The following is a 24756-nucleotide window of genomic DNA, read 5'->3' as shown; positions in this document are numbered from 1 at the left end:
CGACTTTCTCCTCAATGCCGTGCTTGATCGCTGCTCATGACTACCAGATGCCGCTCACCGGTGACGCCCGGCACGTTCAGACGATGCACCGCATCCACCACCACATCCACCGACAAATTTGCCATCTCGCCCAGTGGCCGAAGGCCTTTCATGGCCAGCCAATGACCGTCCCTTTGCAATAAGTGACGCGACAGGGTCACCAGCTCGGCGAGATCGGCAAAAGCCCGCGCGCTGATCACCGAGAACCTGGCCGTCGGCCTGTACGCCTCGACACGGCCACAATGTACGGCAACATTCGCCAGACCCAGCTCAATAGCCACCTGTTGCAGGAATGCCGTCTTTTTCGAATTGCTGTCCAGCAGGACTACCCGCAGATCCGGACGAGCGATGGCCAGCGGGATGCCGGGCATGCCGCCACCGCTGCCCACGTCGAGCAGTGTCGTCCCATCGACAAAGGGCAGGATCGCCAGCGAATCGAGCAGGTGATGGCTGACCGTCAGTGAGGGATCTTTCTGGCCGGTCAAACGATAGGTCTTGTTCCACTTGTCGAGCAGGGCTGCGTAGGCGAGCAGCTGGTTCCGTGCGAGGTTCGGAAGATCGATCCCCAGAACAAGCAGGCCCTGTTCAAGCTGCGCCGCCAGCGTCATGAACCCAAGCCGGTGCTACGCTGGCATGGTGCGACGGCTTGCGCACGCTTCAAATGCACCAGCAGGATCGAGATGGCCGCCGGAGTCACGCCCTGAATGCGGGACGCCTGGCCCAGGGTCTGTGGCCGATGCAGAACGAGTTTCTGCTGCACTTCCCTGGACAGGCCGCTGATGCTGCAGAAGTCGAAATCGTCAGGAAAGCGCGTCTCTTCGTTGGCCAGGTTCTTGCTGACTTCATCCTGTTGACGTTCGATATAACCCTGATACTTGGCCTGGATCTCGACCTGCTCGATGACCTGTGGATCGCGCAGGCCAGCGTTGACCGACATTTCTCCCAGGCGCAGCGTCATCAAGGCGAGGTAACTCACGTCCGGTCGGCGCAGCAGCTCATACAGGCTGTATTCGTGCTCCAGAGGCTTGCCGAAGATTCTCGTCGCTTCCTCATCCGCAAGCATTGCCGGCTGTACCCAGGTCGACTTCAAACGTTCCTGTTCGCGGGCAATCGCTTCCCGCTTCTCGCAGAAGGCCGTCCAGCGCTGCTCGCCCACCAGTCCCAATTGGCGGCCCTCCTCGGTCAGACGCAGATCGGCATTATCCTCACGCAAGGACAGGCGATACTCGGCGCGGCTGGTAAACATCCGGTAAGGCTCCGAGACGCCGCGCGTAATCAGATCGTCGGCCAGAACCCCCAGGTAGGCTTGGTCGCGGCGTGGCGTCCAGGGTTCTTTTGCCTGCACCTGCAGGGCAGCGTTGACACCGGCCAGCAAGCCCTGCGCAGCGGCCTCCTCGTAGCCGGTGGTGCCGTTGATCTGACCGGCGAAGAAAAGACCACGCAACGCCTTCGTTTCCAGTGAGCTGCGCAGGCCGCGCGGATCAAAGTAATCGTATTCGATGGCGTAGCCGGGGCGCAGGATATGGCAGTTCTCGAGGCCGCGCATCGAGCGGACGATGGCCAGCTGGACATCGAAAGGCAGGCTGGTTGAAATCCCGTTCGGGTAGATCTCGTGGGTTGTCAGACCTTCCGGCTCAAGAAAGACGTTATGGCTGTCCTTGCCCGCGAAGCGATGAATCTTGTCTTCGATCGACGGGCAATAGCGCGGCCCGACACCTTCGATCACCCCGGTGTACATCGGCGAGCGATCGAGGTTGGCCCGGATGATGGCGTGCGTCTGGGGGTTGGTGCTGGTGATCCAGCACGGCCGCTGTGGTGGATGTTGGGCAGCATCACCAAGAAACGAGAACACCGGCAATGGATCGTCCGAACATTGCTCGGGCAGCTTCGAGAAATCGATGGTCTTGCCGTCCAGCCGAGGCGGCGTGCCGGTCTTGAGACGGCCGACCGGCAACTGCAATTCGCGCAGACGTGCGGCCAGCGAGACCGACGGCGGATCCCCCATGCGGCCGCCGCTATGCTTGGACAAACCCACATGAATCAGGCCGTTGAGGAAGGTGCCGGCAGTCAGAACCACCGCACGCGCAGCAAAGCGCACTCCCAACTGGGTCACGACACCGGCGACATGGTCGCCATCGAGCATCAGGTCGTTACATGCCTGCGCGAAGATCATCAGATTGGGCTGGTTCTCGATGCGACAGCGGATCGCCTGTCGATACAGCACGCGATCTGCCTGCGCACGCGTCGCGCGCACGGCCGGCCCCTTGCTTGCATTGAGAATCCGGAACTGGATGCCTGCTGCATCGATCGCTTCCGCCATCGCCCCGCCCAGGGCATCGATTTCCTTGACCAGATGCCCCTTGCCGATACCGCCAATCGACGGGTTGCAGCTCATTGCGCCGAGTGTCTCCAGGTTGTGCGTCAGCAGCAGCGTCCTGACTCCCATCCGCGCTGCGGCGAGCGCCGCTTCGGTGCCGGCATGACCGCCACCGACCACAATGACGTCGAAACGGTCAGGAAATAGCATGGGCAGTCGGCAATTGTGACAAGGGAGAGGCTCCGGAAAAGACCGGCATTCTACGGCAATTTGCTGAAAGGCCAGGCAAATAGCGTTGGACTATGACTTGAATTACCAGAATCAATTGGAACAATTCTGGCGACTCTACTATGATCCATCCGTCGCTTGTTTTCATTCACCGAACTCGAAGGAGAGCTCAAGATGTCACTGATCAACACCGAAATCAAACCGTTCAAAACCACCGCTTTTCACAACGGCAAGTTTGGTCCCGTATCCGACGCCGACCTGAAGGGCAAATGGTCTGTCGTCGTCTTCTACCCGGCTGACTTCACCTTCGTCTGCCCGACCGAACTGGGCGACCTGGCTGACGAATACGAGTCGTTCAAGAAGATCGGCGTGGAAGTGTACGCGGTATCCACGGATACGCATTTTACACACAAGGCCTGGCACGATGCTTCCGACACCATCAAGAAGATCCGGTATCCGATGCTCGGCGATCCGACCGGCACCATCACCCGCAATTTCGACGTGATGATCGAAGAGGAAGGCCTGGCGCTGCGCGGTACCTTCGTGATCAACCCGGAAGGCGTCATCAAGGTCTGCGAAATCCACGACCTCGGTATCGGTCGTGACGCCAAGGAACTGCTGCGCAAGGTTCAGGCTGCCCAGTACGTCGCCAGCCACCCTGGGGAAGTCTGCCCGGCCAAGTGGACGCCGGGTGACGCAACGCTGGCCCCCTCGCTGGACCTGGTCGGCAAGATTTAAGAGAACCGTGTAACCCACGCTGCAGGCGGCTTTCCCTGCAGCGTGATGGCGGGTCTCAGTGCAAAGGGGCCGCTGCTGCTTGGCGGCCCTTTTTCAATGCAACTCACCAGGAACAAGACCCATGTTAGATGCAAACATCCAGGCTCAACTGCGGGCCTACCTCGAAAAAATCCAGCACCCGATCGAACTGGTCGGCACGCTCGATGGTAGCAACAAGGCACAAGAGATGCTGGCCCTGCTGCAGGACATCGCCGCCTTGTCAGACAAGGTCGGCGTCCGGCAAGATGGCAATTCCGTGCGCAAACCTTCCTTTTCGGTCGGTCGGCTTGGCGAACCGGCGCGTATCAGCTTCGCCGGCATCCCGATGGGACACGAATTCACCTCGCTGATCCTGGCACTGCTGCAAACCGGTGGCCATCCACCCAAAGTCGAAGCCAGTGTGATCGAGGAGATTCGCTCCATCCCTGGGCAGTTCCATTTCGAAACCTTCATTTCGCTGTCCTGCCATAACTGTCCGGATGTCGTGCAGGCGCTCAACCTGATGGCGGTTCAGAACCCCGGCATCAGCCACCAGATGATCGATGGCGCACTGTACCAGGACGAAGTGACCGCGCGCCAGATCATGGGCGTGCCAACCGTCTTCCTGAACGGCGAACCCTTCGGACAGGGCCGCATGACGCTCGAGGAAATCATCGGCAAGATCGATACCGGCGCCTTGCAGCGCGAGGCGGAAAAAGTCTCGGCGCGCGCACCCTTCGACGTACTGATCGTCGGCGGCGGACCGGCCGGCGCCGCTGCAGCAATTTATGCAGCCCGCAAGGGCATTCGTACTGGCGTGGTCAGCGAGCGTTTCGGTGGGCAGGTGCTCGATACCCTGGCAATCGAGAACTTCATCTCGGTGAAGGAGACCGACGGTCCGCGACTCGCAGCCGGGTTCGAGGAACATGTCAGGGAATATGACGTAGACATTATCAATCTGCAGCGCGCCGAGGCGCTGCTGCCGGGAACGGACGGCGGCCTGACCGAGGTCCGTCTGGCCAGCGGCGCCAGGCTCAGGAGCAAGGCGGTGATCATCGCCACCGGGGCACGCTGGCGCGAAATGAATGTTCCCGGCGAGAAGCGGTATCGTGGCCATGGCGTCGCCTACTGCCCGCACTGCGACGGGCCGCTTTTCAAGGGCAAGCGGGTAGCCGTGATCGGTGGCGGCAACTCCGGCGTCGAAGCGGCGATCGACCTGGCCGGCGTTGTCGGTCAGGTCACCCTCCTCGAATTCGAAGGCATCCTGCGTGCCGATGCCATCTTGCAGAAGAAACTCTTCAGTCTGCCCAACGTGAAGGTGATCACCCAGGCCCTGAGCACCGAAGTCACCGGCGATGGCCAGAAGGTCAACGGCCTCTTGTACACCGATCGTGCCAGCGGGGTGTCGCTGCGCATCGACCTCGAAGGAGTGTTTGTTCAGATCGGCCTGCTCCCCAACAGCGAGTGGCTCAAAGGCACCATCGCCCTCTCGCCGCGCGGCGAGATCGAGATCGATGCGCGTTGCGAGACCTCGCTGCCGGGCGTCTTCGCTGCGGGCGACGTCACCACGGTTCCCTACAAGCAGATCGTCATCGCCATGGGTGAAGGCTCGAAAGCCGCACTCAGCGCCTTCGACCACCTGATCCGCAACTCGGTCTCCTGAAGGCTCTGCCGCCAGCGCCTGCGGGCGCTGGCGCTCGGCTCCGGCAGCAGTGATTCCACTGACGGCTTGATCGCCAGACCGCAGTCAGGTAAGGTTCAAGCCATGAAGAACCCCGAGACGACGGCGGATCTGCTGCACACGCTCGGCAAGGAAATGTCGAGCAAGCGGGCCCTGCTGATTGATCGCTACCCGAACGCCCGCACTTCGCTGCGCATGATGCTTTCGGCGATGGGTGTTGGCGCCATAGACAACGCCGGCACTTCAGCCGACGTCTTCCGGCAACTCAGGGCGCACCGTTTTGACATCATCCTCTCCGACTACCTGCTCGAAGACGGACGCGACAGCCAGCAACTGCTCGAAGAGCTGCGCGAACAACACCTGCTGCCGCGGTCTACCGTATTCTTCGTGATCACCAGTGAGCGTGCCTATCACAACGTCGTCTCGGTGGCCGAGCTGGCGCCTGATGACTATCTGATCAAGCCCTTTACGGCCCATGAATTGAACGCACGTCTGGCGCGCGCACTCTACAGGAAACGCTTCTTCGCGCAATTCTACGAACAACTCGACAACGGTGCCTACGTTGATGCGCTGGCGACTTGTGAACGTCTGATCAGACAGGACAGCGGCTTTCGTTTTGACGCCTTGCGTCTCAAGGGGGAGACGCTCAATGCGCTGGGCCGGCATGCGGAAGCGCAACGCGTCTTCCAGCAGGTACTGGCACAGCGGGTCGTGCCCTGGGCACGGATGGGCCTGGCGATTGCGCTGCGTGGACAGCAACAAATGTCCGAAGCCGAAGCATTCGGGCAATCGCTGATCGACGACTTCCCGGAATTCATCGCTGCCTACGATTTTCTCGCCGAGGTGCGTGAAGAAGTGGGCAAGCTCACGGAAGCCCAGGAAGTGTTGCAACGCGCAGCAATGATCTCGCCCAACAACTCGACACGACAACGCATGGTTGGCGACGTGGCGGCACGTAACCAGGATCTCCCGACCGCCGAGAAGGCCTACGGCAAGGTGCTGCAGCGTCGCCGCAACTCGTCCCTGCGGGACATCGACGACTACACCAATCTCTCGCGGGTGATGCTCGACCGCGGACATACCGCTGCTGCCCGACTGGTCACCGAAGAACTTCGCCGTGACTGGCGAGGCAACCAGCAAGGCGAATTTGCTGTGCTGGTCATGGAAAGCCTGTGTGCAAACCAGGAAGGTGAACCTGCCAAGGCCAGGCAGGCAGTGGAGAAGGCACTCGTTTTGCACGAGGCCTTGAAGAACGAAGGCCGCAGCGGAACGGTCTCCGAGAAACTGGCGCTCGACCTGGCGCACGCATGCCTCGTCACGGGCGATGAGGAAAACGCGCGCGACATCATCCGCAAGATCGCCGCCGAAAACCATGAAGACCGCACCATGATCGCCCAAGTCCAGAGCATCTACGCCAAAACCGGCAAGGAAGCGGAGGGCCAGGCGCTGCTCGCGCAGGTTGGTCGGGAAATCGTTGAACTCAACAACCGCGGTGTGCTGGCTGCCCGCCGCGGCGATGTCGAAGGCTCGGTGAGATTGTTGATGGAGGCTGCGGAACGGGTACCCAATCTGCAGTTTCTGGTCAATGCGACGAAGGCGATTTTCACTCTGCTCGAACGGAAGGGCTGGGATCCTTCCCTGGCCAGGCGAGGAATTCGTTTCCTGCAACTGGCACAAGCCAGGGACATGCGCAACGCGAGGGTGATTTCGGCGCGCGACTTGTACCATCGCGTCGCGCGCAAATACGGTGTTGCCGTGGTTCCGTTCACCGCTTCCGGGATGTTTCGCAGCAAGGGCGGCTTCTAAGCAACGGCTGTAGGCGACGATCGCGAGGCCAGCAGTTCGTCAAGAAATGCCCTCGCCGGCAACGACAGGAGCTTCGATTTGAGGTGCACTGCCCGCCAGGGCTTACGCAGCGGGAATCCCTGCACGTCGAGAATGCACAGGCCATCGCTCGCCGGATTCGCCGGTAGCGCGTGGCGAGAAAGCACTGCCAGCCCCATACCACTGGCCACCAGTTCGCGGATCGCTTCGTTGCTGCTGACCGCCAGCTTGACGTCCAGTTTTTCCCCGATCAGCAGCAGATGCGCATCGATCGTCCGGCGGGAGCCGGAACCCACTTCGCGGAGAATGAAACGCTCACCAAGCAGCGCGCCGAATTCGATTTGCTGTGCTGCAGCCCAATGGTCCACTGGCGCGATGACCACCAGTTCGTTGTCAAGAAACGGATAGCTGACCACCTCCAGGTCTTCCGGTGGATAAACCATGATGTACAGGTCGTCCTGATTGCCACGCATGCGGGAAACAATGCGTTCACGGTCGGCGATCTCGAGTTCGATGCTGACTTCCGGATAACGACGTGAGAAATCCCCCAGCATGCGCGGCAAAAAATACTTGGCGGTAGGAACCAGCGCGACGCGCAGGCGGCCGCGCTTCAAACCCTTCAGCTCATCGATCGCCGATTCAAGGCGGGCCCAGACGTCATCGAGTTCCCGTACCGTTTTCAACACCTCCTCACCCGCTGCGGTCAGGACCACCGCGCGGCCTTCCTGCTCGAACAAGGGCAGGCCCAGGATATCGGCGATATGCTTGATCTGCAGCGAGACGGCTGGCTGAGTCAGATGTAGAGAATCGGCTGCTTTCGAAAAACTGCGATGGCGTGCTACAGCGGCGAAGATATCGAGCTGATGAAAAGTGATTCGGCGACGCGGCATTTATAAACCATAGTAAATGGAAAATCACATTTTATCTCATTGGACATGATGCTGCGGTGCAGGCACAGTGCACTCGACCGGAAAGAGCTACGAACCCTACCGGACTAACGGTCATGACTTTTCCAGACACCCCCGATCATGAAAGTCATGACCGTTTCCCTCTCCCCCGCGAGGGGGAGGGGAGATTCGTGAGTCGCTGACGCGACTTTCACATTAACCAATCAAGGAGAAAAGCATGCGCAATTACACCACCGACAGCGCCGAAGCCACGGCTCGCCTGATATCTCTCGCACTGCTCGCCGATGGTGGGCTGGACAATAGCGAACTGGACTCACTCGAAAAACACTCGATTCTTGATCAGCTCGGCATCACCCCGGATACCTTCGATCGGGTGATGCACGAATTCTGCAACGACGTACTGCAATCGGCGCGTTCCCCCAACATCGGGCAGATCGAGATTGATCCTGAGGTGATCACTCACCTTCTCGGCGACATTCGCTCACCGGCACTGCAAAAAAAGGTGCTGCGCGCGATGCTCGATATCGTCAATGCCGACTGGTGCATCAGCGGTGCCGAAGCGGTCCTCGTATCTCAGGCCATGAGCCGCTGGGGACTTGAACTCCACCAGCTGCCACCTTCCGGAAAAGCAGCAGACATCCGCCTGCCCTTTCAGATCGAAAGCCAGGAGAGCCCTCCTAGCGAAGGATCGGATAGCCCATTGCACATCCAGCGTCTGGTGCTATTGCTCAACGCGGCTCCAAATGCCGGCCTCCCAGGCCAAGGTAGCTTTCAATGACCCTCGGATCGGTGGCCAGTTCGCGGCTGGGTCCTTCCAGACAAAGCTCTCCGGTTTCGAGGACATAGCCGTAATCGGCAAGCTGTAGCGCTGCACGAGCGTTTTGTTCGACGAGCAGGATGGCCACCCCGGTTTTCTTCAATTGCGCAACGGTACGGAAAATTTCCCTGATGATCAGCGGCGCCAGTCCCAGGCTGGGTTCGTCGAGCAGTAACAGTCTTGGCTTGGCCATCAGCGCGCGACCCATGGCCAGCATCTGGCGTTCGCCGCCGGAAAGGGTTCCGGCCATCTGCGCTCGTCGCTCCATCAGGCGCGGGAAGATGTCGAACACCTGATCCATGGTCTCCAGTTCATCGCGGTGTCCGGCACGATAGCGGTCGAATGCCCCCAGCAGGAGGTTGTCTGCGACACTCATTTCGGCAAAAAGCTCGCGTTTCTCGGGTACCAGGGTCATCCCCTGCCGTACCAGCTGCTCTACCCTGCGCCCTGCGCCCTGCGACTCACCGAGATAGATGATTTCGCCGCGCGCCGGCAACAGGCCAATCAGCGCCGATAGCAAGGTAGTTTTGCCGGCACCGTTGGGGCCAATGACGGTGACAATCTCGCCCCGGTGCACCTGCAGCGCCAGACCATGCAACGCTTCCACCTTGCCGTAGCTGACCGACAGACCTCGCACCTCGAGTACGAGGTTTCTTTCACTCTCTTCCGGCAGTGCGTTCACTCGACCCCCCCAAGGTAGGCTTCAATCACCGCCGGATTGCGCTGCACCTCTTCGGGCAGGCCGCTAGCCAGCTTCTGGCCGAACTCCATGACCAACACTCGATCGGCCAGACCCATCACGAAATCCATGTCATGCTCGACTAGCAGGATGCCGATACCTTCAGCTCGCAAGCGCCGCAGCAGACCGGCGAGCGACTGCTTTTCCAGGTAGCGCAGGCCAGCAGCCGGCTCGTCGAGGAGCAACAGACAGGGATCGGCAGCCAATGCACGGGCAATCTCGACGATGCGCTGCTTGCCAAGCGGCAGGCTGCCGGCAGCTTCGTACATCTGCTCGGCCAAGCCACAGCGCTCGATCTGCAAGGCAGCTTCGTGCAGCAGTCGCGCCTCCTCTGCACGTTCGCTGCGACAGGCAGCGGCGACAAAGCTCTTGCGGCCGCGCAAGTGGGCGCCGATGGCGACATTCTCGATGACGCTCATTGCCGGCAGCAAACGCACATGCTGAAAGGTCCGGCTCATGCCACGGCGTGCAATTTCGCGCGCCGGCAAGTACTCGACGCGTTCGCCGCGAAAGCTGACGCTCCCGGAAGTCAGCGGGTCAACGCCGGAAATGCCATTGAACAGGGTGCTCTTGCCGGCACCGTTCGGCCCGATCAAGGCCATCACCTCACCGGCCCTGACCTTGAAACTCACCCGGTCATTGGCCACCAGGCCACCAAAGTGCTTGCTGGCATCCTGGACCTCCAGCAGCACTGAACCCACCTCGGGCTGTACCCGCCGCGCCAGCGGCGCCGCGCCTTCGGCCTGCATGCGCAACAACACCTGCTGTGGAAAAAAACGCTGCAGCATCGGCCACAGGCCGTCACGTGCGCGATGCAGAACGAAGATCATCAGCAGACCGAAAACGATGATCTCGAAGTTGCCGCTTTGCCCGAGTAATCTCGGCAACCAATCCTGCAACCATTGTTTGAGCACGGTAATCAAGCCGGCGCCGAGGATCGCTCCCCAGACGTGCGAGACACCGCCGACCACTGCCATGAACAGGTACTCGATGCCTTGCGTCAGCGAGAACGGCGTCGGATTGACGAAGCGCTGCAGGTGCGCATAAAGCCAACCCGAGACGCTGGCGTAGAGTGCGGCCACCGTGAACACCACGATCTTCGAGCGCGGCGTGTTGACCCCCATCGCTTCGGCCATCACCGAGCCACCCTTGAGCGCACGGATGGCGCGGCCCTCACGCGAATCGAGCAGATTGCGTGTGGCGAGAACGAGAACCAGCAGCACCGTCCAGATCAGATAGAAGAACTCGCGCCCCGATTTGAGTTCCAGATCAAGCAGCCGCAACGGGGGAATGCCACTGATTCCGGTGTGCCCGCCGAGCGCATCGAGATTGCCAAACAGATAGTAAAGGCTCATTCCCCAGGCAATCGTGCCCAGCGGCAGAAAGTGGCCGGAAAGCCGCAGAGTGACCAGACCAAGCGAGAGAGCCACCACCGCCGTGACCAGCAGGCCGGCAGGCAGCGTCAGCCAGGGTGAAACGCCGTGTACGGTCGTCAGGTAGGCCGAAGTGTAGGCGCCCAGGCCGACGAAAGCAGCCTGTCCGAAGGACGTCAGGCCACCGACGCCGGTGAGCATCACCAGACCCAGGGCAACGATGGCGTAGAGACCGATGTAGTTGAGCAGCGTGACGTAGAACTCGGGCAGCAGCAATGGCGCGATCGCCAGCGCGGCGATGAAGAGCAGCAGCAGGAGCGTCGAATGCAAACTGCGTTTCATCCCTCCTCCACGTGCCGCGTCGTCAGCGAACGCCAGAGCAGGACCGGAATGATCAGGGTAAATACGATCACTTCCTTGAAGGCGCTGGCATGGAAAGACGAATACGATTCGAGGAGTCCGACCAGAATGGCACCGGCAGCAGCCACCGGATAACTGGCGAGACCGCCAATGATCGCGCCGACAAACCCTTTCAGACCAATCAGGAAACCAGAGTCATAGTAGATCGTGGTCAACGGCGAAATCAGTATTCCCGAAAAGGCGCCAATCGCTGCTGCCAGGGTAAACGACAGCATGCCGGCGAGGTTCCCCGAAATACCCATCAGACGGGCACCAGTGCGATTCATCGCGGTCGCGCGCAGGGCCTTGCCGTAGATTGTGCGTTCAAAAAAGAAATACAGCGCGACAATCAGCAGCACGCTGGCGACCATCACCAGTATCGTCTGCCCCTGCAACAGTGCATCGCCGATTTCGAAGGTCACGTCGGTGAAAGGCGGCGTCCGCGAACCCTCGGCACCGAAGAAAAGCAGACCGATACCGATCAAAGTGACATGCATTGCCACGGAAACGATCAGCAGCACCAGCACCGACGCTTCTGCGACTGGCTGGTAGGCGAGACGGTAGATCATCGGCCCCAGTGGAACTACCAGCATCAACGCCAGCAGCACCTGCACCGGCAACGGCAGACTGGCCGGCGAAATGGCGAATAGCGTGCCGGCGAGCAGCAGCGGTGCGCCGCAATTGACCATCAGGAGCAGGGGAATCTCGCGAAAGCGCCGTTCGCGCAGCGCCAGGGAGCTCTCGATCACAGCAATCAGCGTGCCCATTGCCAGTAACAGCCAGACCGTCCCTGGCAGCTTGCCTGCCTGCAGGCTGGCGAGAGTCAGGGCGCCGAAGGCGACAAACTCGCCTTGCGGGATGAAAATCACGCGTGTGACCGCAAAAACCAGTACCAGCGCCAACGCCAGCAGGGCATAGATGGCGCCATTGGTGATGCCATCCTGGCCCAGCAGCAATGCAATCTGCAAGTCCATCAAGACGATTCCAGTCGATACCCAGGGTCGGCCGCGGCGCTACCCGAATGCGGGGCGACGCTGAGTGACTGCCATGCACCAGCGCGCGGTGCGCCGGCAATCCTATTGCACGAGTTTCCAGTTGCCGCCTTCGATCTTGACCATCACACGCGCGCGTTGGTCAAAACCGAGATGATCCTGTGGACTCATATTGAATACCCCATGCGCAGCGGTCAGGTTCCGGGTTTTTTCAAGCGCGTCGCGCAGCGCCTTGCGGAACTCTGGCGTCCCCGGCTGCGCCTTCTTCAGTGCTTCGGGAATGGCATTGCCCAGCAGCTTACCGGCGTCCCAGGCATGCGCCCCGAAGGTCGACACGCTGCCCCTGCCATGCGCTTCCTCGTATTTGTTGACGTATTCGAGCGCTGCCTTCTTGATCGGGTTGCTGTCGGGCAACTGCGCGGCCACCAGCACCGGACCAGCCGGCAGGAAAGTACCTTCACAGTCCTTGCCGCACACCCGCAGGAAGTCGGTGTTGGCCACTCCGTGCGTCTGATACATGATTCCCTTGTAGCCTTTTTCCTTGAGCGACTTTTGTGGCAAAGCCGCCGGCGTGCCGGCGCCGCCGATCAGCACCGCATCCGGCCTGGCTGCGAGCACCTTCAGAACCTGACCGGTCACCGAGGTGTCGGAGCGATTGAAGCGTTCGTTGGCGACGATCTGGATCTTGCGCGCCTCGGCAATCTTCGAGAACTCGTTCCACCAGCCTTCGCCATAGGCGTCGGCAAAGCCAATGTAAGCGACCGTCCGGACGTTGTTGTTGAGCATGTGTTCGACGATGGCCGTCGCCATCTGCGCGTCATTCTGTGGCGTCTTGAACACCCAGTAACGTTTGCCGTCCATCGGCTCGATGATGCGTGCCGAAGCGGCCATGGCGATCATTGGCGTCTCGGCTTCTGCGGCCACGTCGATCATCGCCAGCGAGTTGGGAGTAATCGTCGAACCGATGAGGACGTCGACCTTGTTTTCGGCCAGCAGCTTGCGGGTGTTCTTGACCGCAGTGGTGGTATCGGAAGCATCGTCGAGGATGAGGTAGTTGACCTTCTGGCCGGCGATGCTTGTGGGCAACAAGGCCACGGTGTTCTTCTCGGGAATCCCCAGCGATGCTGCCGGCCCGGTTGCGGAAAGCGTCACGCCGACGTTGACCTCGGCATGGACACAGGTAACAAATGCCGCTCCCAGAAGAGCGACAAGCCTGGCAATTGATGTTTTATTTCTCATGGTCCTAGCACGATTGTTCGGTGTGATGACGCCGCCTACCGACTTGCAGCGAACGACCATTGTGCCGCCGCAGGAATTATGAGACAAGTCTAAACGAAGGTATCGTGCGCGAACTTGATAATAAAGACGCTGACCACACACAAAAACCCCTTCCTGACGAAGCCACTGCCATGGCGGATCGCAAGATGCGTGCCAAGAAGTGAACCGAGCACGTTGCAGCCGGCCATCAGCAATGCGAGCAAGGGCAGGAAGTGACCGTGCGGAATGAAAAAGCCCAGCGCGGCGATGTTGGTGGCGACATTGACCACTTTCGAGGCGGCCGAAGCATGCAGGAAATCAAATCCGAAAAAGCGGACAAACAGAAAGATCAGGAAACTGCCGGTTCCGGGTCCGAAAAAACCATCGTAAAAGCCGATCGCACCTCCCAGAATCAAGGCATAGGCGAACTCCTGCCGACCTTCGTGCCGGGGCTGATGAATCGCCCCGAAGTCTCGACGACTGAAGGTGTAAGCCGCAGCGCCTACGAGCAACACCAGGATCAGCGGCCGCAGCATCGCCGTTGGTAGCCAGGCGACGACCATCGCACCGGCATAGGAACAGGCAAACGCCGCCAGTGCTGCCGGCAGTGTCGTTCGCCAGGGCATCTCGACACGCCGGGCGTAGCGCCAGGCCGCATTGCTGGTGCCGAAAACGCTCGAAAACTTGTTGGTCCCGAAAAGGGTCGCCGGAATTTCCTGCGGCAGCGCGTTGAACAAGGCCGGAATCTGGATCAGACCACCGCCTCCGACCACTGCATCGATGAAGCCGGCAAACAGGGCAGCCACGGCCAGGCCGGCCAGCAGCGAATCATCCAGCGCCGACATCGCTGCTCAGCGCTGTGCCACGAAGAAAATGCGCTTGAACGGGAAAAGCGTGTGTCCGTCAGGCTGCCGCGGATAGGCACGGCGCAGCCGCTCTCGATAGACCGTCAGAAAGTGCCCGGCGGATACCGTGCCGAGGCACGCCAGGTAAGGCAGCAATGTGGTTCCCTTCATCCACTCGAAAACGGCATCGTCGCCGCTGAGCAGTTGCCAGTACGTGGTCTCCCAGAGTTCCAGGTGTCGACAATGCAGCATCAACAGCCGCCAGTATTCGGCAGCCGAGCAGATGCTCCCCATGCGGACACCGCCGAGCGCCTCGTGCCAGTCGGCCTCGGCGGCCAGTTCGCGCAGGATTCGATGGGACGGTGCAGTGAAGTTGGCCGGCATCTGAACCGCCAGCACGCCACCGGCAGCGAGTTGAACGAGCAACTGCGGCAGCAGACGCGGGTGATTGTCCAGCCAGTGCAGTACTGCGTTCGAGAAGATCAGGTCGGGCGGGGCCTCTGCCTGCCAGTGAGCGATTTCCGCCAAGCGCCAGTCGATCGTCGGCACCCTGGCAGCGGCTTTGGCAAGCATCGCTGAATCGCTGTCGACGCCAATGATCTGCGCGCCCGGCCAACGTTCGGCCAATAACTGCGTGATGTTGCCGGCCCCACAGCCGAGATCGACGATGCGGCTTGCCGACCTGCCGTCCAGCCGGGCCAGGAGATCCAGCGCGGGTCTTTGCCTGGCGTCAGCGAATTTCAGGTATTGCTCGGGGTTCCAGTTCATCTGGCAGTCACCTTGCACCGGCCTGCCGGCAGCGATCAGAAGAGCGATGGATACCAGCGCAATGGCTGGATCAGACAGGGACGATTGTACTTCCCGAAGCTGCTGATGTGATGCTTCCCATTGACGATGGCCTCGAGAATGTCCAGGATCGTGCCTCTGCGTTAACATGCGGCCACAGAGGCACACGACTCCCCCAAAGTTTCATCTATTGTAAGGAACACATTGAGTGATCTGCTGAATGAGAAATGGCCGAAGGTGACGGTGATCATTGTCAACTGGAACGGCGAACGATTCCTTGACCGTTGTCTATCGGCGCTGCTGGCTCAAACGGTGGCACCGCATGAGATCATTGTTGTGGATAACGCGAGTTCCGACGGTTCGCTCGACCTCGTACGCAGATTTCCCTCGGTGCGTTTGCTGGCGCAGGATCGAAACCTCGGCTTTGCGCGCGGGAACAATCTGGCGATCGAAGAGGCCACAGCCGAGTCTGAATGGATCGCTTTGCTCAATCCGGATGCATTCGTCGAGCCGCGCTGGCTGGAAGCATTACTGTCGGCAACGCGCGACTATCCCGCCTTTGAGGTATTCGCCAGCAAGCTGGTCTCTGCCGCTGACCCGGCCGTGCTGGATGGGGCAGGTGATGCCTATCACGTCAGTGGCCTGGTCTGGCGGCGGGGACATGGAGCACCCGTCGCGTCTGTTTCCGAGCAGGTACGGGAGGAATTCTCGCCCTGTGCGGCAGCGGCGCTGTATCAGCGGCGCATATTGGTTGAGGCCGGTGGTTTCGATGAGGACTACTTTTGCTACCTGGAAGATCTGGACCTCGGTTTCCGTTTACGACTGGCCGGATACCGCTGCCTTTATGTGTCCGCATCGGTGGCCCATCATGTTGGCTCGGGAACGACCAGTGGACAGCATAGCGATTTTGCCGTGTATCACGGGCATCGCAATCTGGTGTGGACCTATGTGAAAAACATGCCCTGGCTGTTGTTCTGGGCGTTTCTGCCCTTGCATCTGGCGATGAATCTGGTCACCCTGACGGTGTTCACCTGGCGCGGCCAGGGACTAACGATGCTGCGCGCCAAGCGGGATGCGCTCAAGGGCATTCCGAAAATGTGGTGGAAACGGCGGTCGATTCAATCATCCCGCATTGCAACGGTGCGTGAAATCTGGCGCTTGATGGATAAGAGCATCATTCCGATTAGGCGAATCAATATATGCGATTATCGAAACAAGTGCAGGAGATAATCTGCGAAAGCAGGTCGGCCATGCCCGGCAAGCTTACGGAACAAACCATCTTTCCAATGAACAACGCATCGCTGCCAAAGAGAAGTGCTCCTGGACATAAGCAAGTTCAGCTGCTGATCGAATTCGCCACTCCTCATCGTCGGACAGCAAGCGCATTACATCTCTGGCATAGGCCGAGGGATCTTCGAAAACCCCCAGTGCACTTCCTGCCTCCACCAACCCCTGCGCCCCGATCGGTGTGGTCACCATCGGAATACCGAAGCGCATCGCTTCAACCACCTTGCCTTTCATGCCGGCACCAAACAGGAGAGGGGCAACCGCAACACGAGCATTAAGATAATAGCCAGCAAGTTGCTCGTCAGTAACGAAGCCGGTTACAGCGATATGCTCGCAAGCCAGAGCAGCCACCTCTGGCGTTGGATTCGAACCCACCAGCGTGAGCCGCACATCAGGGAAGCTTTCCCGTACCAGCGGCAAGACTTCGTGCACAAACCAGCGGGCGGCAGTAGCATTCGGCGGATGACCGAATCCTGCCACGAAAAGGATATCTTGGCGATCGGCCAGATTTTCGGCTGCATTATCTGAAAATGAGTCGAACGCATAAACCGGTAGCGTTGCCGATTTATCATCGAGTCCTTCAGTCCTGAGGAATTTGGCCACTTCCTCGGTCTCCAGGTTGGACGGATAATAAATGGCATCCATTTGTCGCCAGTGTTGCTTTTCGATCTTTTCGATGCGCTTCATCTCATTGCGGACGGTATGATTCTCCGGCTCCAGTTTCAATTGCTCCTTCAACCGGAGGTGATGGATATCGTGTCCATAGTAAATGAGTGGTATTTTTGTATGTTTCCTCAAAGCCTGTACGAAATCCGCGGCGACGTCTGGACGCGAGAGCAGAACATAATCAAGATATTTACCATTCTCCTCGATCCAGGCCGCGAAACGCCCCCAGTAACGGGAACCATATTCAACCTCGATGCCCAGGGCTTGCAAGCGCGGGGTATAGACAGGATCCTGCCAATGGTTGTGAGGCCAGAACTTGACATTGAAACCCATGGTGAGCAATTCCTGCATGATCGCCAGCATGGATCGGGAACCGGCATCCCTATCCGGTTGCGGTACATAATGATCAATCACCAGAACGGTTTTTTTGGCACGGGAACGGTCACGTGCCTGAAATAGGTCATGCGCATTTGGGAAATGCTCTCTTTCGAGTACGCTTCGCCATTTCTCCCTGAATTTTTGCTGATTTTGCACCTGATAGGCCTTGATACCTTCACCAGTATCCGTGCCATGCGAAACCCCCTCGTAATGGATGACGACGGAAGCAGGTTGGTAATACACCTTGCTTCCAGTAGAACGAACCGCAAAAGCCAAGTCGGTATCCTCGAAATAAGCTGGTACATAGCGTTCGTCGAATCCACCGAGATTCTTGTACAGTTCCAGTGGAATCATGATTGAGGCGCCGGAACAGTAGTCCGTTTCGCGCAGGTAATTGAATTCGGGTAGCGACGGATCCTGGAACCTGCCGTAATTCCAGGCAGATGCGTCGTTCCAGACTATGCCACCAGCTTCCTGCAGGCGCCCGTCCGGATATACCAGTTTGGAACCTACCAACCCACAGTCGGGGCGGGATGCAAATACGGCAAGCATCGCATCCAGCCAGCCTTCGGTGACCTCGGTATCGCTATTGAGGAGATAGAAATAGCTCCCTTTGGCGAAATCGGCAGCCCGGTTGGCGGAGCGCAAGAATCCCAGGTTCTGCGAGTTTCGCAGGTAGCGCAATCCTGGCACTTCCGATAAACGATCGATTTCCGGATCTCCCGAACAGTCCTCCATAAGAATGACTTCCACCGGGACAGCCGGCAGATTCCTCGCGATGGAGCGAAGACAGCCAAGGGTAACGGGCAGATTGCCATAAGCTGGAATGACGATCGAAACCAGCGGATGCTCTGGCTGCTCGAAGCGTAGTTCCTGAAGCGCGGAATCAATCTCCTCCGGTTGCACGGCACCTTGCGTTGCCATGGGGAGGAGCACTCCATCCCGTTGGCGTTTCCACGATTCGTAATGGCCCATGCCTGCAAAAAGGGGACCTGCGAACTTGTACATACCGCCAACAAGCTTGAGTTTGTATGTTTGCGATAGCGGCAGTTGGTGGTATAGCCGCCGCCCGTTGGAGCGCAGCCAGGTGCGCAGCGGTTTCATGACCGTAGTCCATTGTCCATGGGCAAGACCTGCAGCGAATGGTGAGAGCCTGGCAGCTCCACCGGAACTGGAACCAATGGATTGAGTGAGTTTCTCTTGGGTCGCGCTGAGCTTCGCCTCGGTCTCGGCCAGCTCGCGCTCAAGAAGTTCACATCTCTGATGCAGGCTCTTCGCCCAATTGGCGACGCGATGATGCTCATCGTCAAGATTGCTATACAGATCCCGGCAAGTAGCAAGTTCTGCATCTACACGCGCAGCCCATTGCGCGTAACCCTGATACTGCCGCAAGAGGTCGAGTTCCCTGGGAAGCAGGAAGGATGAACGTGCCTCCGGGAAAACTGATGCCTCGTCACCACAGACTGCGACGAAATAGACGGGATGCTGCAGGGGCGAAATGCCGTTCCTTATCCCATCGTTGTGTTCGCATAGCGCGTCAAAACGGTTGCCACCACCCTCAAGCGGTTGAAGAACCGAGCCCATCATGAAACGCTGACCAAAGTAGCGAATGCGTGAAAATTTGCTGCGTAACAGGCTGTCGAACTCGGAAAAATCCAGTTCCTTGACGTGGAATTCGTTGTGCCGCCCACTTTCTTCCGAATAGACCGGTCTGTTGGGTGACGAGATCATCAGAATCCCTGCCGGGCGAAGCACCCTGCGCAGTTCACACAGCATCTGCTCCTGTTCGGCCAGATGCTCGATGGTCTCAAACGAGACAACGACGTCGAAACTGCTGTCGGGAAATGGCAGGGCAATAGCACTGGCCTGCAGAAATCTCAGATTTCCCCGATCAGCATAAGTCTGTCTGGCGTGCTCCACAGCCTCGGTAGACAGGTCTACGCCAACGACGCTTGCCGCCCCCAATGCCATCAGATCCGAGCCATAGCCTTCACCGCAAGCGACATCGAGAACCACCTTGCCCTTCACATACTCGCTGGTAGCCGCATAGCGATGATAGTGTTCCAGCGAGATTTCACCGTGTTCCGTAGGGATGAAGCGTTCACCGGTAAATTTCATTTGCCTTCCCCATTTCCTGCCGCATGCACCGAATATTCATCATCCTTGCCAGGCAATCCGGAAACGGCGCATGCCGATACCTCCAGAACAATCTCTTCCATAGGAATGCCGATCAGACCGGTTGCTACGCTGGAACTGATGGAGTGAACCGCCAGAGCGTCGTGTATCCAGTGATGCTGCACATGCTGGGCCTGGCTGCCTTCGGCAAAAGCGACACCGACCGTGTAGTCACCAGCGGGCAGAATGGGCATACGGAAGGCAAATCGTGCCTCGAAACATTGCCCGCCGTGAAGCCTCACAGGCGTATCCAGGTAACGTAAAAAAGTATTGTCGCCAAACAGAACCTGTCCCAGCCTGTCCTTCAAATGGAAACCGGCAATCGCACCGACAATTCCCTGATGTGCCACACCAGAAATGATCAGACAGACGTCCTCTCCACCCACCACCCAATTCAGCGGCTGCGTATCCCTGTCCGTCAGACAGACTCCGGTAATCGTGGCGCCACCGGCACCAAAGCTGTGTGCGTCTTCGACGAACGCAAAAATTTGGATATCGTTGCGCAGGCTTGAGCTATTCAGGAAATCCTGGCGCATGTCCCTGGGGATGCCCCGCCGCACTTGCTGCAATGTCGCGGCCGGCTGCACAGACCGTGAACCCGGCTGATGGTCAATGCCAATGGCTGATCTGGCCAGGTTTTCCAGGTATTTTTCCGAAACCGCTTTGGGTTCCCCATGGCTCACCACTTCGCCGTGGTTCAGCCAGAGGGCGGTGTGGCACAGGTTAATTACGGCCCCTGAATCGTGACTGACAAACAGGACGGTTCCCCGCTCCATGAACTTGCGCAGGAAGCGCATGCATTTCTGGACGAAGAAGACATCCCCGACCGACAGCGCCTCGTCGATGATGAGTATGTCGGCATCGACATGCGCAATGACTGCGAAGGCCAGACGAACGTACATTCCACTTGAGTAGGTTTTCACTGGTTGATCGATGAAATCGCCAACCTCCGAGAATTCGACAATGTCATCAAGGCGGGCGCGTATCTCCTCGTCAGCAAGACCCAGTACGGATGCGTTGAGAAAAACATTTTCCCGTCCGGTGAATTCCGGATTGAAGCCAGAGCCCAGTTCAAGCAGGGCGGCTACTCGACCGGCAATCTCTACCGAACCCGAACTAGGCGTCAGGATGCCGCACAGTATCTGCAGCAGCGTCGATTTTCCTGAACCATTACGGCCAATTACCCCCATGGTCTCGCCGCGCCGGACCTCAAAGGAAACATTGTTCAGCGCCCAGAACTCCCGGTAATAGGGCCGCTCCGTCCTCCCGGTCAGGCGCCACAAACGAGGCATAATGGCCTGCTTGAGTCTGTCCTGTGGTTTATCGTAGATCTGATAGCACTTGGACAGATTATTGACCCGAATGACGGGATCGTCAAAGGACATCAGCGAAGCCTTTCCGTGTTCGCTGAAACCACCAGAACCCTGCCCAGGACAGCAGTAGAGAAACACCGGTGGCCAGCAGGAACCCCTGGAAATCTGGAACGGTACCGAAAAACATGATCCTGCGACTTTCCTCGATCACGAAAGTCAGAGGGTTGAGCAACAGAATTTTCTGATACTGCGCAGGCAGACTGGAAATCGGGTAGAACACCGGCGAGATGAACAGCAGTACGGTGGTCAATAATGCGGTAATCTGCCCAATATCACGAATGAAGACGCCAAGCGCCGCAAGCACCCAGGCGATGCCCAAGGTGCCGATCAGCAGAGGTAGCAGGGTCATCGGTAGAAAGACCAGCGTCCAGGGTACAGAACCATGGACGATCAACTTTGCAACGAGCAACACCACAATACTGACACCTGCATGGAAAAGGGCTGAGCCCAGTGCCACCAAAGGTAGTATTTGCAGAGGGAAGACCACTTTCTTGACATAACTTACATTGCCGACAATCAGAGACGGAGCCCGATTGACACATTCCGAGAACACACCATGGATGATCATCCCGATGAACAGCAGGATGGCGAAATCCGCTCGGCTTTCATCCGCGCCAATTCCCCAACGGGCTTTGAAAACAAAGGAAAAGACAAAAGTGTAGACGAGCAGCAGCAACACCGGATTGAAGAAAGACCAAGCCAGGCCCATGATCGAGCCACGATACCGGCCAATTACTTCTCGACGAGTCATCTGGATAACGAGTTGCCGGTTGCGCCACAGGCTCAGTACCATCGCCAAGGGCGTAGCAGGATGTCTTTGATGAGGATTCATGATCTATACAATGGTTTTCGGCTCTCAAGGGCGGCATTCCTGGTGAGAGACGGGTTCCCTGGCGAGGACCGGCGACGCATGATGCGCATCGTAATTCGATGAACTATCCCGGCGATTGCTTGGCCGTGCCAACGGGTGGAGAGACGGCGAAGTGCTCTTTCACGCAAAGAGTTCAGCTTGCTGTAGTGTCGCTCCTTGCGCGTCTTTCGTGGAAAGCACCGGTTCACCCTGGAGGTGCCAGTCGATCGCCAGAGTTGTGTCATTCCAGACGATGCAACGCTCGTGCTCCGGCGCCCAGTAGTCAGTGGTCTTATATAGGAATTCGGCTGCATCGCTGAGCACAACGAAGCCGTGGGCAAAGCCCTCGGGGATCCACATCTGTCTCTTGTTTTCTGCACTCAGGATTTGGCCCACCCATCGACCAAAGGTGTGCGAGGACTTGCGGATATCCACCGCCACGTCAAAGACCTCGCCAAGCACAACGCGTACCAGTTTGGCTTGAGGCTGTCTGATCTGGTAATGCAGACCACGCAGTACGTTCTTTGCGGAGCGGGAGTGATTGTCTTGCACGAAATGGACTTTCCTGCCAAGTGCGGTTTCGATTTGTGCCTGGTTGAAGCTCTCGAAGAAGAAGCCTCGGTCGTCTCCGAATACCTTGGGTTCGAGCAACATGACATCGGGGATGGCCAAAGCGGTTGCTTTCATTGCGTCTGGACTGCCTTTCGTGGTGTGTATGTGGCAAGTTCTTATGGGTCGGCGGTGCCGCGACAAGATGCTGTGGTGGAGGCGACCGAAACAATCCGCTTCAACCGGCCAGACTTCTTTCGTTCAGTAGGCGCAGCAGGTATTGCCCGTAGCCGTTCCTGGCCATTGGTTGCGCCAGGTGGACCAGTTGCTCGGCATCGATCCATCGCTGTCGATAAGCGATTTCTTCCGGGCAGGCAACCTTGAGTCCCTGGCGGTTTTCCAGCGTGGCAATAAACTGGCTGGCATCGAGCAGCGATTCGTGGGTACCGGTGTCTAGCCAGGCGTAGCCCCGTCCCATGATTTCGACCTTGAGCTTCCCCTGTTCCAGATACAGGCGGTTGAGGTCGGTGATCTCGAGTTCGCCACGCGCGGAGGGTTGCAGGTTCTTGGCCAGCTCTACCACTTGTCGATCGTAGAAATACAAACCGGTAACAGCGTAATTGGACTTTGCTTGCCTGGGTTTTTCTTCCAGCGACAGCACCTTGCCGCAGGAATCAAACTCGGCCACTCCGTAACGCTCGGGGTCTTTCACATGGTAGGCGAAGACGCTTGCTCCCTCGTCACGAGCCATTGCATTCGCCAGGAGGTGGTGGAAGTCATGGCCGTAGAAGATGTTGTCGCCCAGCACCAGGGCCGACAGATCATCGCCAACGAACGACTCGCCGATGATGAACGCTTGCGCCAGGCCGTCGGGACTGAACTGAACGGCATAGTGAAGACTGATCCCCCAGCGCGAACCGTCACCGAGCAGTTGCTCGAAGCGCGGCGTGTCCTGTGGCGTCGAGATGATCAGGATGTCACGTATTCCCGCCAGCATGAGGGTGCTGAGCGGATAATAGATCATCGGCTTGTCGAACACCGGGAGCAACTGCTTGCTGATTGCCAGGGTGGCTGGGTGAAGCCGGGTGCCAGAGCCACCAGCAAGAATGATGCCTTTGCGTTTCATGCAGATATTTCCAGTCGAGACAGATCATCAGTGGAGTGGCCTGCGAGTCTACCACTTGGGAGCTTCCAGACACAGTACGCGAAGCGGAGAAGTTGCCAAAATTGGCGGTCGGACCACAAGGGAAAGCTGGCAATCTCACCACAGCGAGGTGATCAAGATAGAATTCATCCTCACTGGCCAGACTGGTCCACTCGGCAATCACCTGGAAATCTGCAATAGATGAATAATAATAACAACACTGGGAAAGCAACCTACAGGGGGCATCTTGACGCCAACGGCATCCCCTCCTGATTGTGATGTGGTCATCGTCAATTACAACGCAGGCGAACTGTTGACTGACTGCGTTTCCTCCGTGCTCCGCGCGGATGCCACACGGGTGATCGTCGTGGATAACGGTTCAATGGATGGCAGCCTGGAATATCTCGAACGTGTCATCCCGAGCAAGAAACTTTCGCTACTCCGCAACAACCAGAATCTGGGATTTGCCTTTGCCTGCAATATTGGCGCAAGAGCATCATCGGCCAGCCGCTTGCTGTTCCTGAATCCAGACAGTGTTCTGACCGAGAGCGGATTGGCACGCATGATCGAGGTGCTGGATTCTTCACAGACGATAGGAATGGTCGGCGGATTGCTGTGCAATCCCGATGGATCTGAACAGGCAGGGGGCCGACGTTCCTTCCCCACCCCCCGACGAGCTTTCCTGCGGGCTTTTGGCCTGTCTCGCCTGGCCCGCTTCTTCCCTGATGTGTTTTCGGATTTTCTGCAACACGCAGAGCCATTGCCTGCTCAGCCGGCGGTTGTCGAGGCGATTTCCGGTGCCTGCATGCTGGTCAAACGTGCGGCAATGAATGATGTGGGTCTGTGGGACGAAGGATACTTTCTCCATTGCGAGGATCTCGACTGGTGCATGCGCTTTGCACAACGGGGTTGGAAAGTGATGTTCGTTCCCGATGCAAAAGTCGTTCATGTCCGGGGCGCGTGTGGCCGCAACCGTCCCCTGTTTGTGGAATGGCACAAGCATCATGGAATGTTGCGGTTTTATCGCAAGTTTTATCATCATCAGTACCCCGGCCTCCTCTGGGGGCTGGTCGTGGTGGGGGTATGGATGCGGTTCATCGTGGTTGCCAGCTATCATGGCATCCGCTACGCTCTGGTCAGGATGGGAATGGGCCGTGGCTGAGTGCCAGTTGGGCGTCCTCGGCGCCACTAGCCTAGTAGGTGAATGCTTGTTGCCCCTGCTGACGCAGGCCGGTTGGCGCGTGGCCGCCTTCTCGCGGCGGCAGACTCGACAAGTTGGACAAGTGTCTGAAGGGGTGGAGTGGAGACGCTTGTCGAACCCGGATTTTCCCTCATCAGCAAGTCCCAAACCTCTATCTGCAGCAGGGAGTTTA

General features: G+C 58.5%; 20 protein-coding genes. 6 read left to right on the top strand and 14 right to left on the bottom strand.

Annotation, left to right across the window (positions count from 1 at the left end):
• Positions 1-11: 11 nt before the first annotated feature.
• Both rsmG and mnmG read right to left on the bottom strand, forming a co-directional pair.
• A complete protein-coding gene (gene rsmG, locus V5B59_RS16720) occupies positions 12-647 on the bottom strand; it encodes a 16S rRNA (guanine(527)-N(7))-methyltransferase RsmG (RefSeq protein WP_034911601.1) in 636 nt (211 codons plus the stop codon).
• A complete protein-coding gene (mnmG, locus tag V5B59_RS16715; RefSeq protein ID WP_169070460.1) occupies positions 644-2566 on the bottom strand; it encodes a tRNA uridine-5-carboxymethylaminomethyl(34) synthesis enzyme MnmG in 1923 nt (640 codons plus the stop codon). Before mnmG ends, rsmG begins: the two co-directional genes overlap by 4 nt.
• A 192-nt stretch (positions 2567-2758) precedes the next feature.
• Between mnmG and ahpC the strand changes: the two genes are divergently transcribed.
• The 3 genes from ahpC to V5B59_RS16700 all read left to right on the top strand — a co-directional run bounded on the left by ahpC (position 2759) and on the right by V5B59_RS16700 (position 6827).
• Entirely contained in the window at positions 2759-3322 is a 564-nt protein-coding gene (gene ahpC, locus V5B59_RS16710) for an alkyl hydroperoxide reductase subunit C (RefSeq protein ID WP_169070461.1), read from the top strand.
• A gap of 121 nt (positions 3323-3443) precedes the next feature.
• Positions 3444-5003: an alkyl hydroperoxide reductase subunit F gene (gene ahpF, locus V5B59_RS16705; protein WP_169070462.1), complete on the top strand. Its 1560-nt coding sequence runs from the start codon at positions 3444-3446 to the stop codon at positions 5001-5003.
• A gap of 102 nt (positions 5004-5105) precedes the next feature.
• Positions 5106-6827, top strand: a complete 1722-nt coding sequence (locus V5B59_RS16700) for a response regulator (RefSeq protein ID WP_034915190.1) — start codon at positions 5106-5108, stop codon at positions 6825-6827.
• Here V5B59_RS16700 and V5B59_RS16695 read toward each other — a convergent pair.
• A complete protein-coding gene (locus V5B59_RS16695; RefSeq protein ID WP_169070463.1) occupies positions 6824-7735 on the bottom strand; it encodes a LysR substrate-binding domain-containing protein in 912 nt (303 codons plus the stop codon). The two genes, V5B59_RS16700 and V5B59_RS16695, sit on opposite strands and share 4 nt — an antisense overlap.
• Positions 7736-7970: 235 nt before the next feature.
• Here V5B59_RS16695 and V5B59_RS16690 point away from each other — a divergent pair, with 235 nt between their 5' ends.
• Positions 7971-8531, top strand: a complete 561-nt coding sequence (locus tag V5B59_RS16690) for a hypothetical protein (protein ID WP_332352050.1) — start codon at positions 7971-7973, stop codon at positions 8529-8531.
• Here V5B59_RS16690 and V5B59_RS16685 read toward each other — a convergent pair.
• From V5B59_RS16685 to V5B59_RS16660, 6 genes are all read right to left on the bottom strand, one after another.
• Positions 8482-9252, bottom strand: a complete 771-nt coding sequence (locus V5B59_RS16685) for an ABC transporter ATP-binding protein (RefSeq protein ID WP_169070464.1) — start codon at positions 9250-9252, stop codon at positions 8482-8484. The two genes, V5B59_RS16690 and V5B59_RS16685, sit on opposite strands and share 50 nt — an antisense overlap.
• Positions 9249-11024, bottom strand: coding sequence for a branched-chain amino acid ABC transporter ATP-binding protein/permease (locus tag V5B59_RS16680; protein ID WP_332352049.1), 1776 nt, complete (start codon positions 11022-11024; stop codon positions 9249-9251). The genes V5B59_RS16685 and V5B59_RS16680 overlap by 4 nt, the downstream gene beginning before the upstream one ends.
• Positions 11021-12055 carry a branched-chain amino acid ABC transporter permease gene (locus V5B59_RS16675; protein WP_034914550.1) on the bottom strand — a complete coding sequence of 345 codons (1035 nt, stop codon included), beginning with the start codon at positions 12053-12055 and terminating at the stop codon, positions 11021-11023. Before V5B59_RS16675 ends, V5B59_RS16680 begins: the two co-directional genes overlap by 4 nt.
• A 102-nt stretch (positions 12056-12157) precedes the next feature.
• On the bottom strand, positions 12158-13312 hold the full coding sequence (locus V5B59_RS16670) for an ABC transporter substrate-binding protein (protein ID WP_169070465.1): 1155 nt from the start codon (positions 13310-13312) through the stop codon (positions 12158-12160).
• An 89-nt stretch (positions 13313-13401) separates the two neighbouring features.
• The gene (locus V5B59_RS16665) at positions 13402-14175 is read right to left on the bottom strand and encodes a sulfite exporter TauE/SafE family protein (RefSeq protein ID WP_034908577.1); all 774 of its coding nucleotides are present in this window, start codon (positions 14173-14175) and stop codon (positions 13402-13404) included.
• Positions 14176-14181: 6 nt separating this feature from the next.
• Positions 14182-14943 (bottom strand): methyltransferase domain-containing protein, encoded by a 762-nt coding sequence (locus tag V5B59_RS16660; protein WP_169070466.1) that lies wholly within the window; start codon positions 14941-14943, stop codon positions 14182-14184.
• Positions 14944-15165: 222 nt separating this feature from the next.
• On the opposite strand from V5B59_RS16660, the gene V5B59_RS16655 reads away from it, so the two are divergent.
• Positions 15166-16191, top strand: coding sequence for a glycosyltransferase family 2 protein (locus V5B59_RS16655; protein ID WP_248594849.1), 1026 nt, complete (start codon positions 15166-15168; stop codon positions 16189-16191).
• 33 nt (positions 16192-16224) lie between these two features.
• Here the strand turns inward: V5B59_RS16655 and V5B59_RS16650 are convergent, their stop codons facing one another.
• The 5 genes from V5B59_RS16650 to rfbA form a co-directional block, all read right to left on the bottom strand.
• Complete coding sequence (locus V5B59_RS16650; RefSeq protein ID WP_169070467.1) at positions 16225-19410, bottom strand: methyltransferase domain-containing protein; 3186 nt, start codon at positions 19408-19410, stop codon at positions 16225-16227.
• Positions 19407-20852, bottom strand: a complete 1446-nt coding sequence (locus V5B59_RS16645; RefSeq protein WP_169070468.1) for an ABC transporter ATP-binding protein — start codon at positions 20850-20852, stop codon at positions 19407-19409. The genes V5B59_RS16650 and V5B59_RS16645 overlap by 4 nt, the downstream gene beginning before the upstream one ends.
• A complete protein-coding gene (locus V5B59_RS16640; RefSeq protein ID WP_034914714.1) occupies positions 20842-21672 on the bottom strand; it encodes an ABC transporter permease in 831 nt (276 codons plus the stop codon). Before V5B59_RS16640 ends, V5B59_RS16645 begins: the two co-directional genes overlap by 11 nt.
• Positions 21673-21831: 159 nt before the next feature.
• Positions 21832-22377, bottom strand: coding sequence for a dTDP-4-dehydrorhamnose 3,5-epimerase (gene rfbC, locus V5B59_RS16635; RefSeq protein ID WP_034914710.1), 546 nt, complete (start codon positions 22375-22377; stop codon positions 21832-21834).
• Positions 22378-22477: 100 nt separating this feature from the next.
• Entirely contained in the window at positions 22478-23365 is an 888-nt protein-coding gene (rfbA, locus tag V5B59_RS16630; protein ID WP_169070469.1) for a glucose-1-phosphate thymidylyltransferase RfbA, read from the bottom strand.
• A 265-nt stretch (positions 23366-23630) separates the two neighbouring features.
• Here rfbA and V5B59_RS16625 point away from each other — a divergent pair, with 265 nt between their 5' ends.
• The gene (locus tag V5B59_RS16625) at positions 23631-24545 is read left to right on the top strand and encodes a glycosyltransferase family 2 protein (protein WP_211203390.1); all 915 of its coding nucleotides are present in this window, start codon (positions 23631-23633) and stop codon (positions 24543-24545) included.
• Positions 24546-24756 lie beyond the last annotated feature (211 nt).

Source organism: Candidatus Accumulibacter contiguus, assembly GCF_036625285.1.
GTDB classification, from domain to species: domain Bacteria; phylum Pseudomonadota; class Gammaproteobacteria; order Burkholderiales; family Rhodocyclaceae; genus Accumulibacter; species Accumulibacter contiguus.
This window is presented reverse-complemented; position numbering and strand designations above follow the sequence as displayed.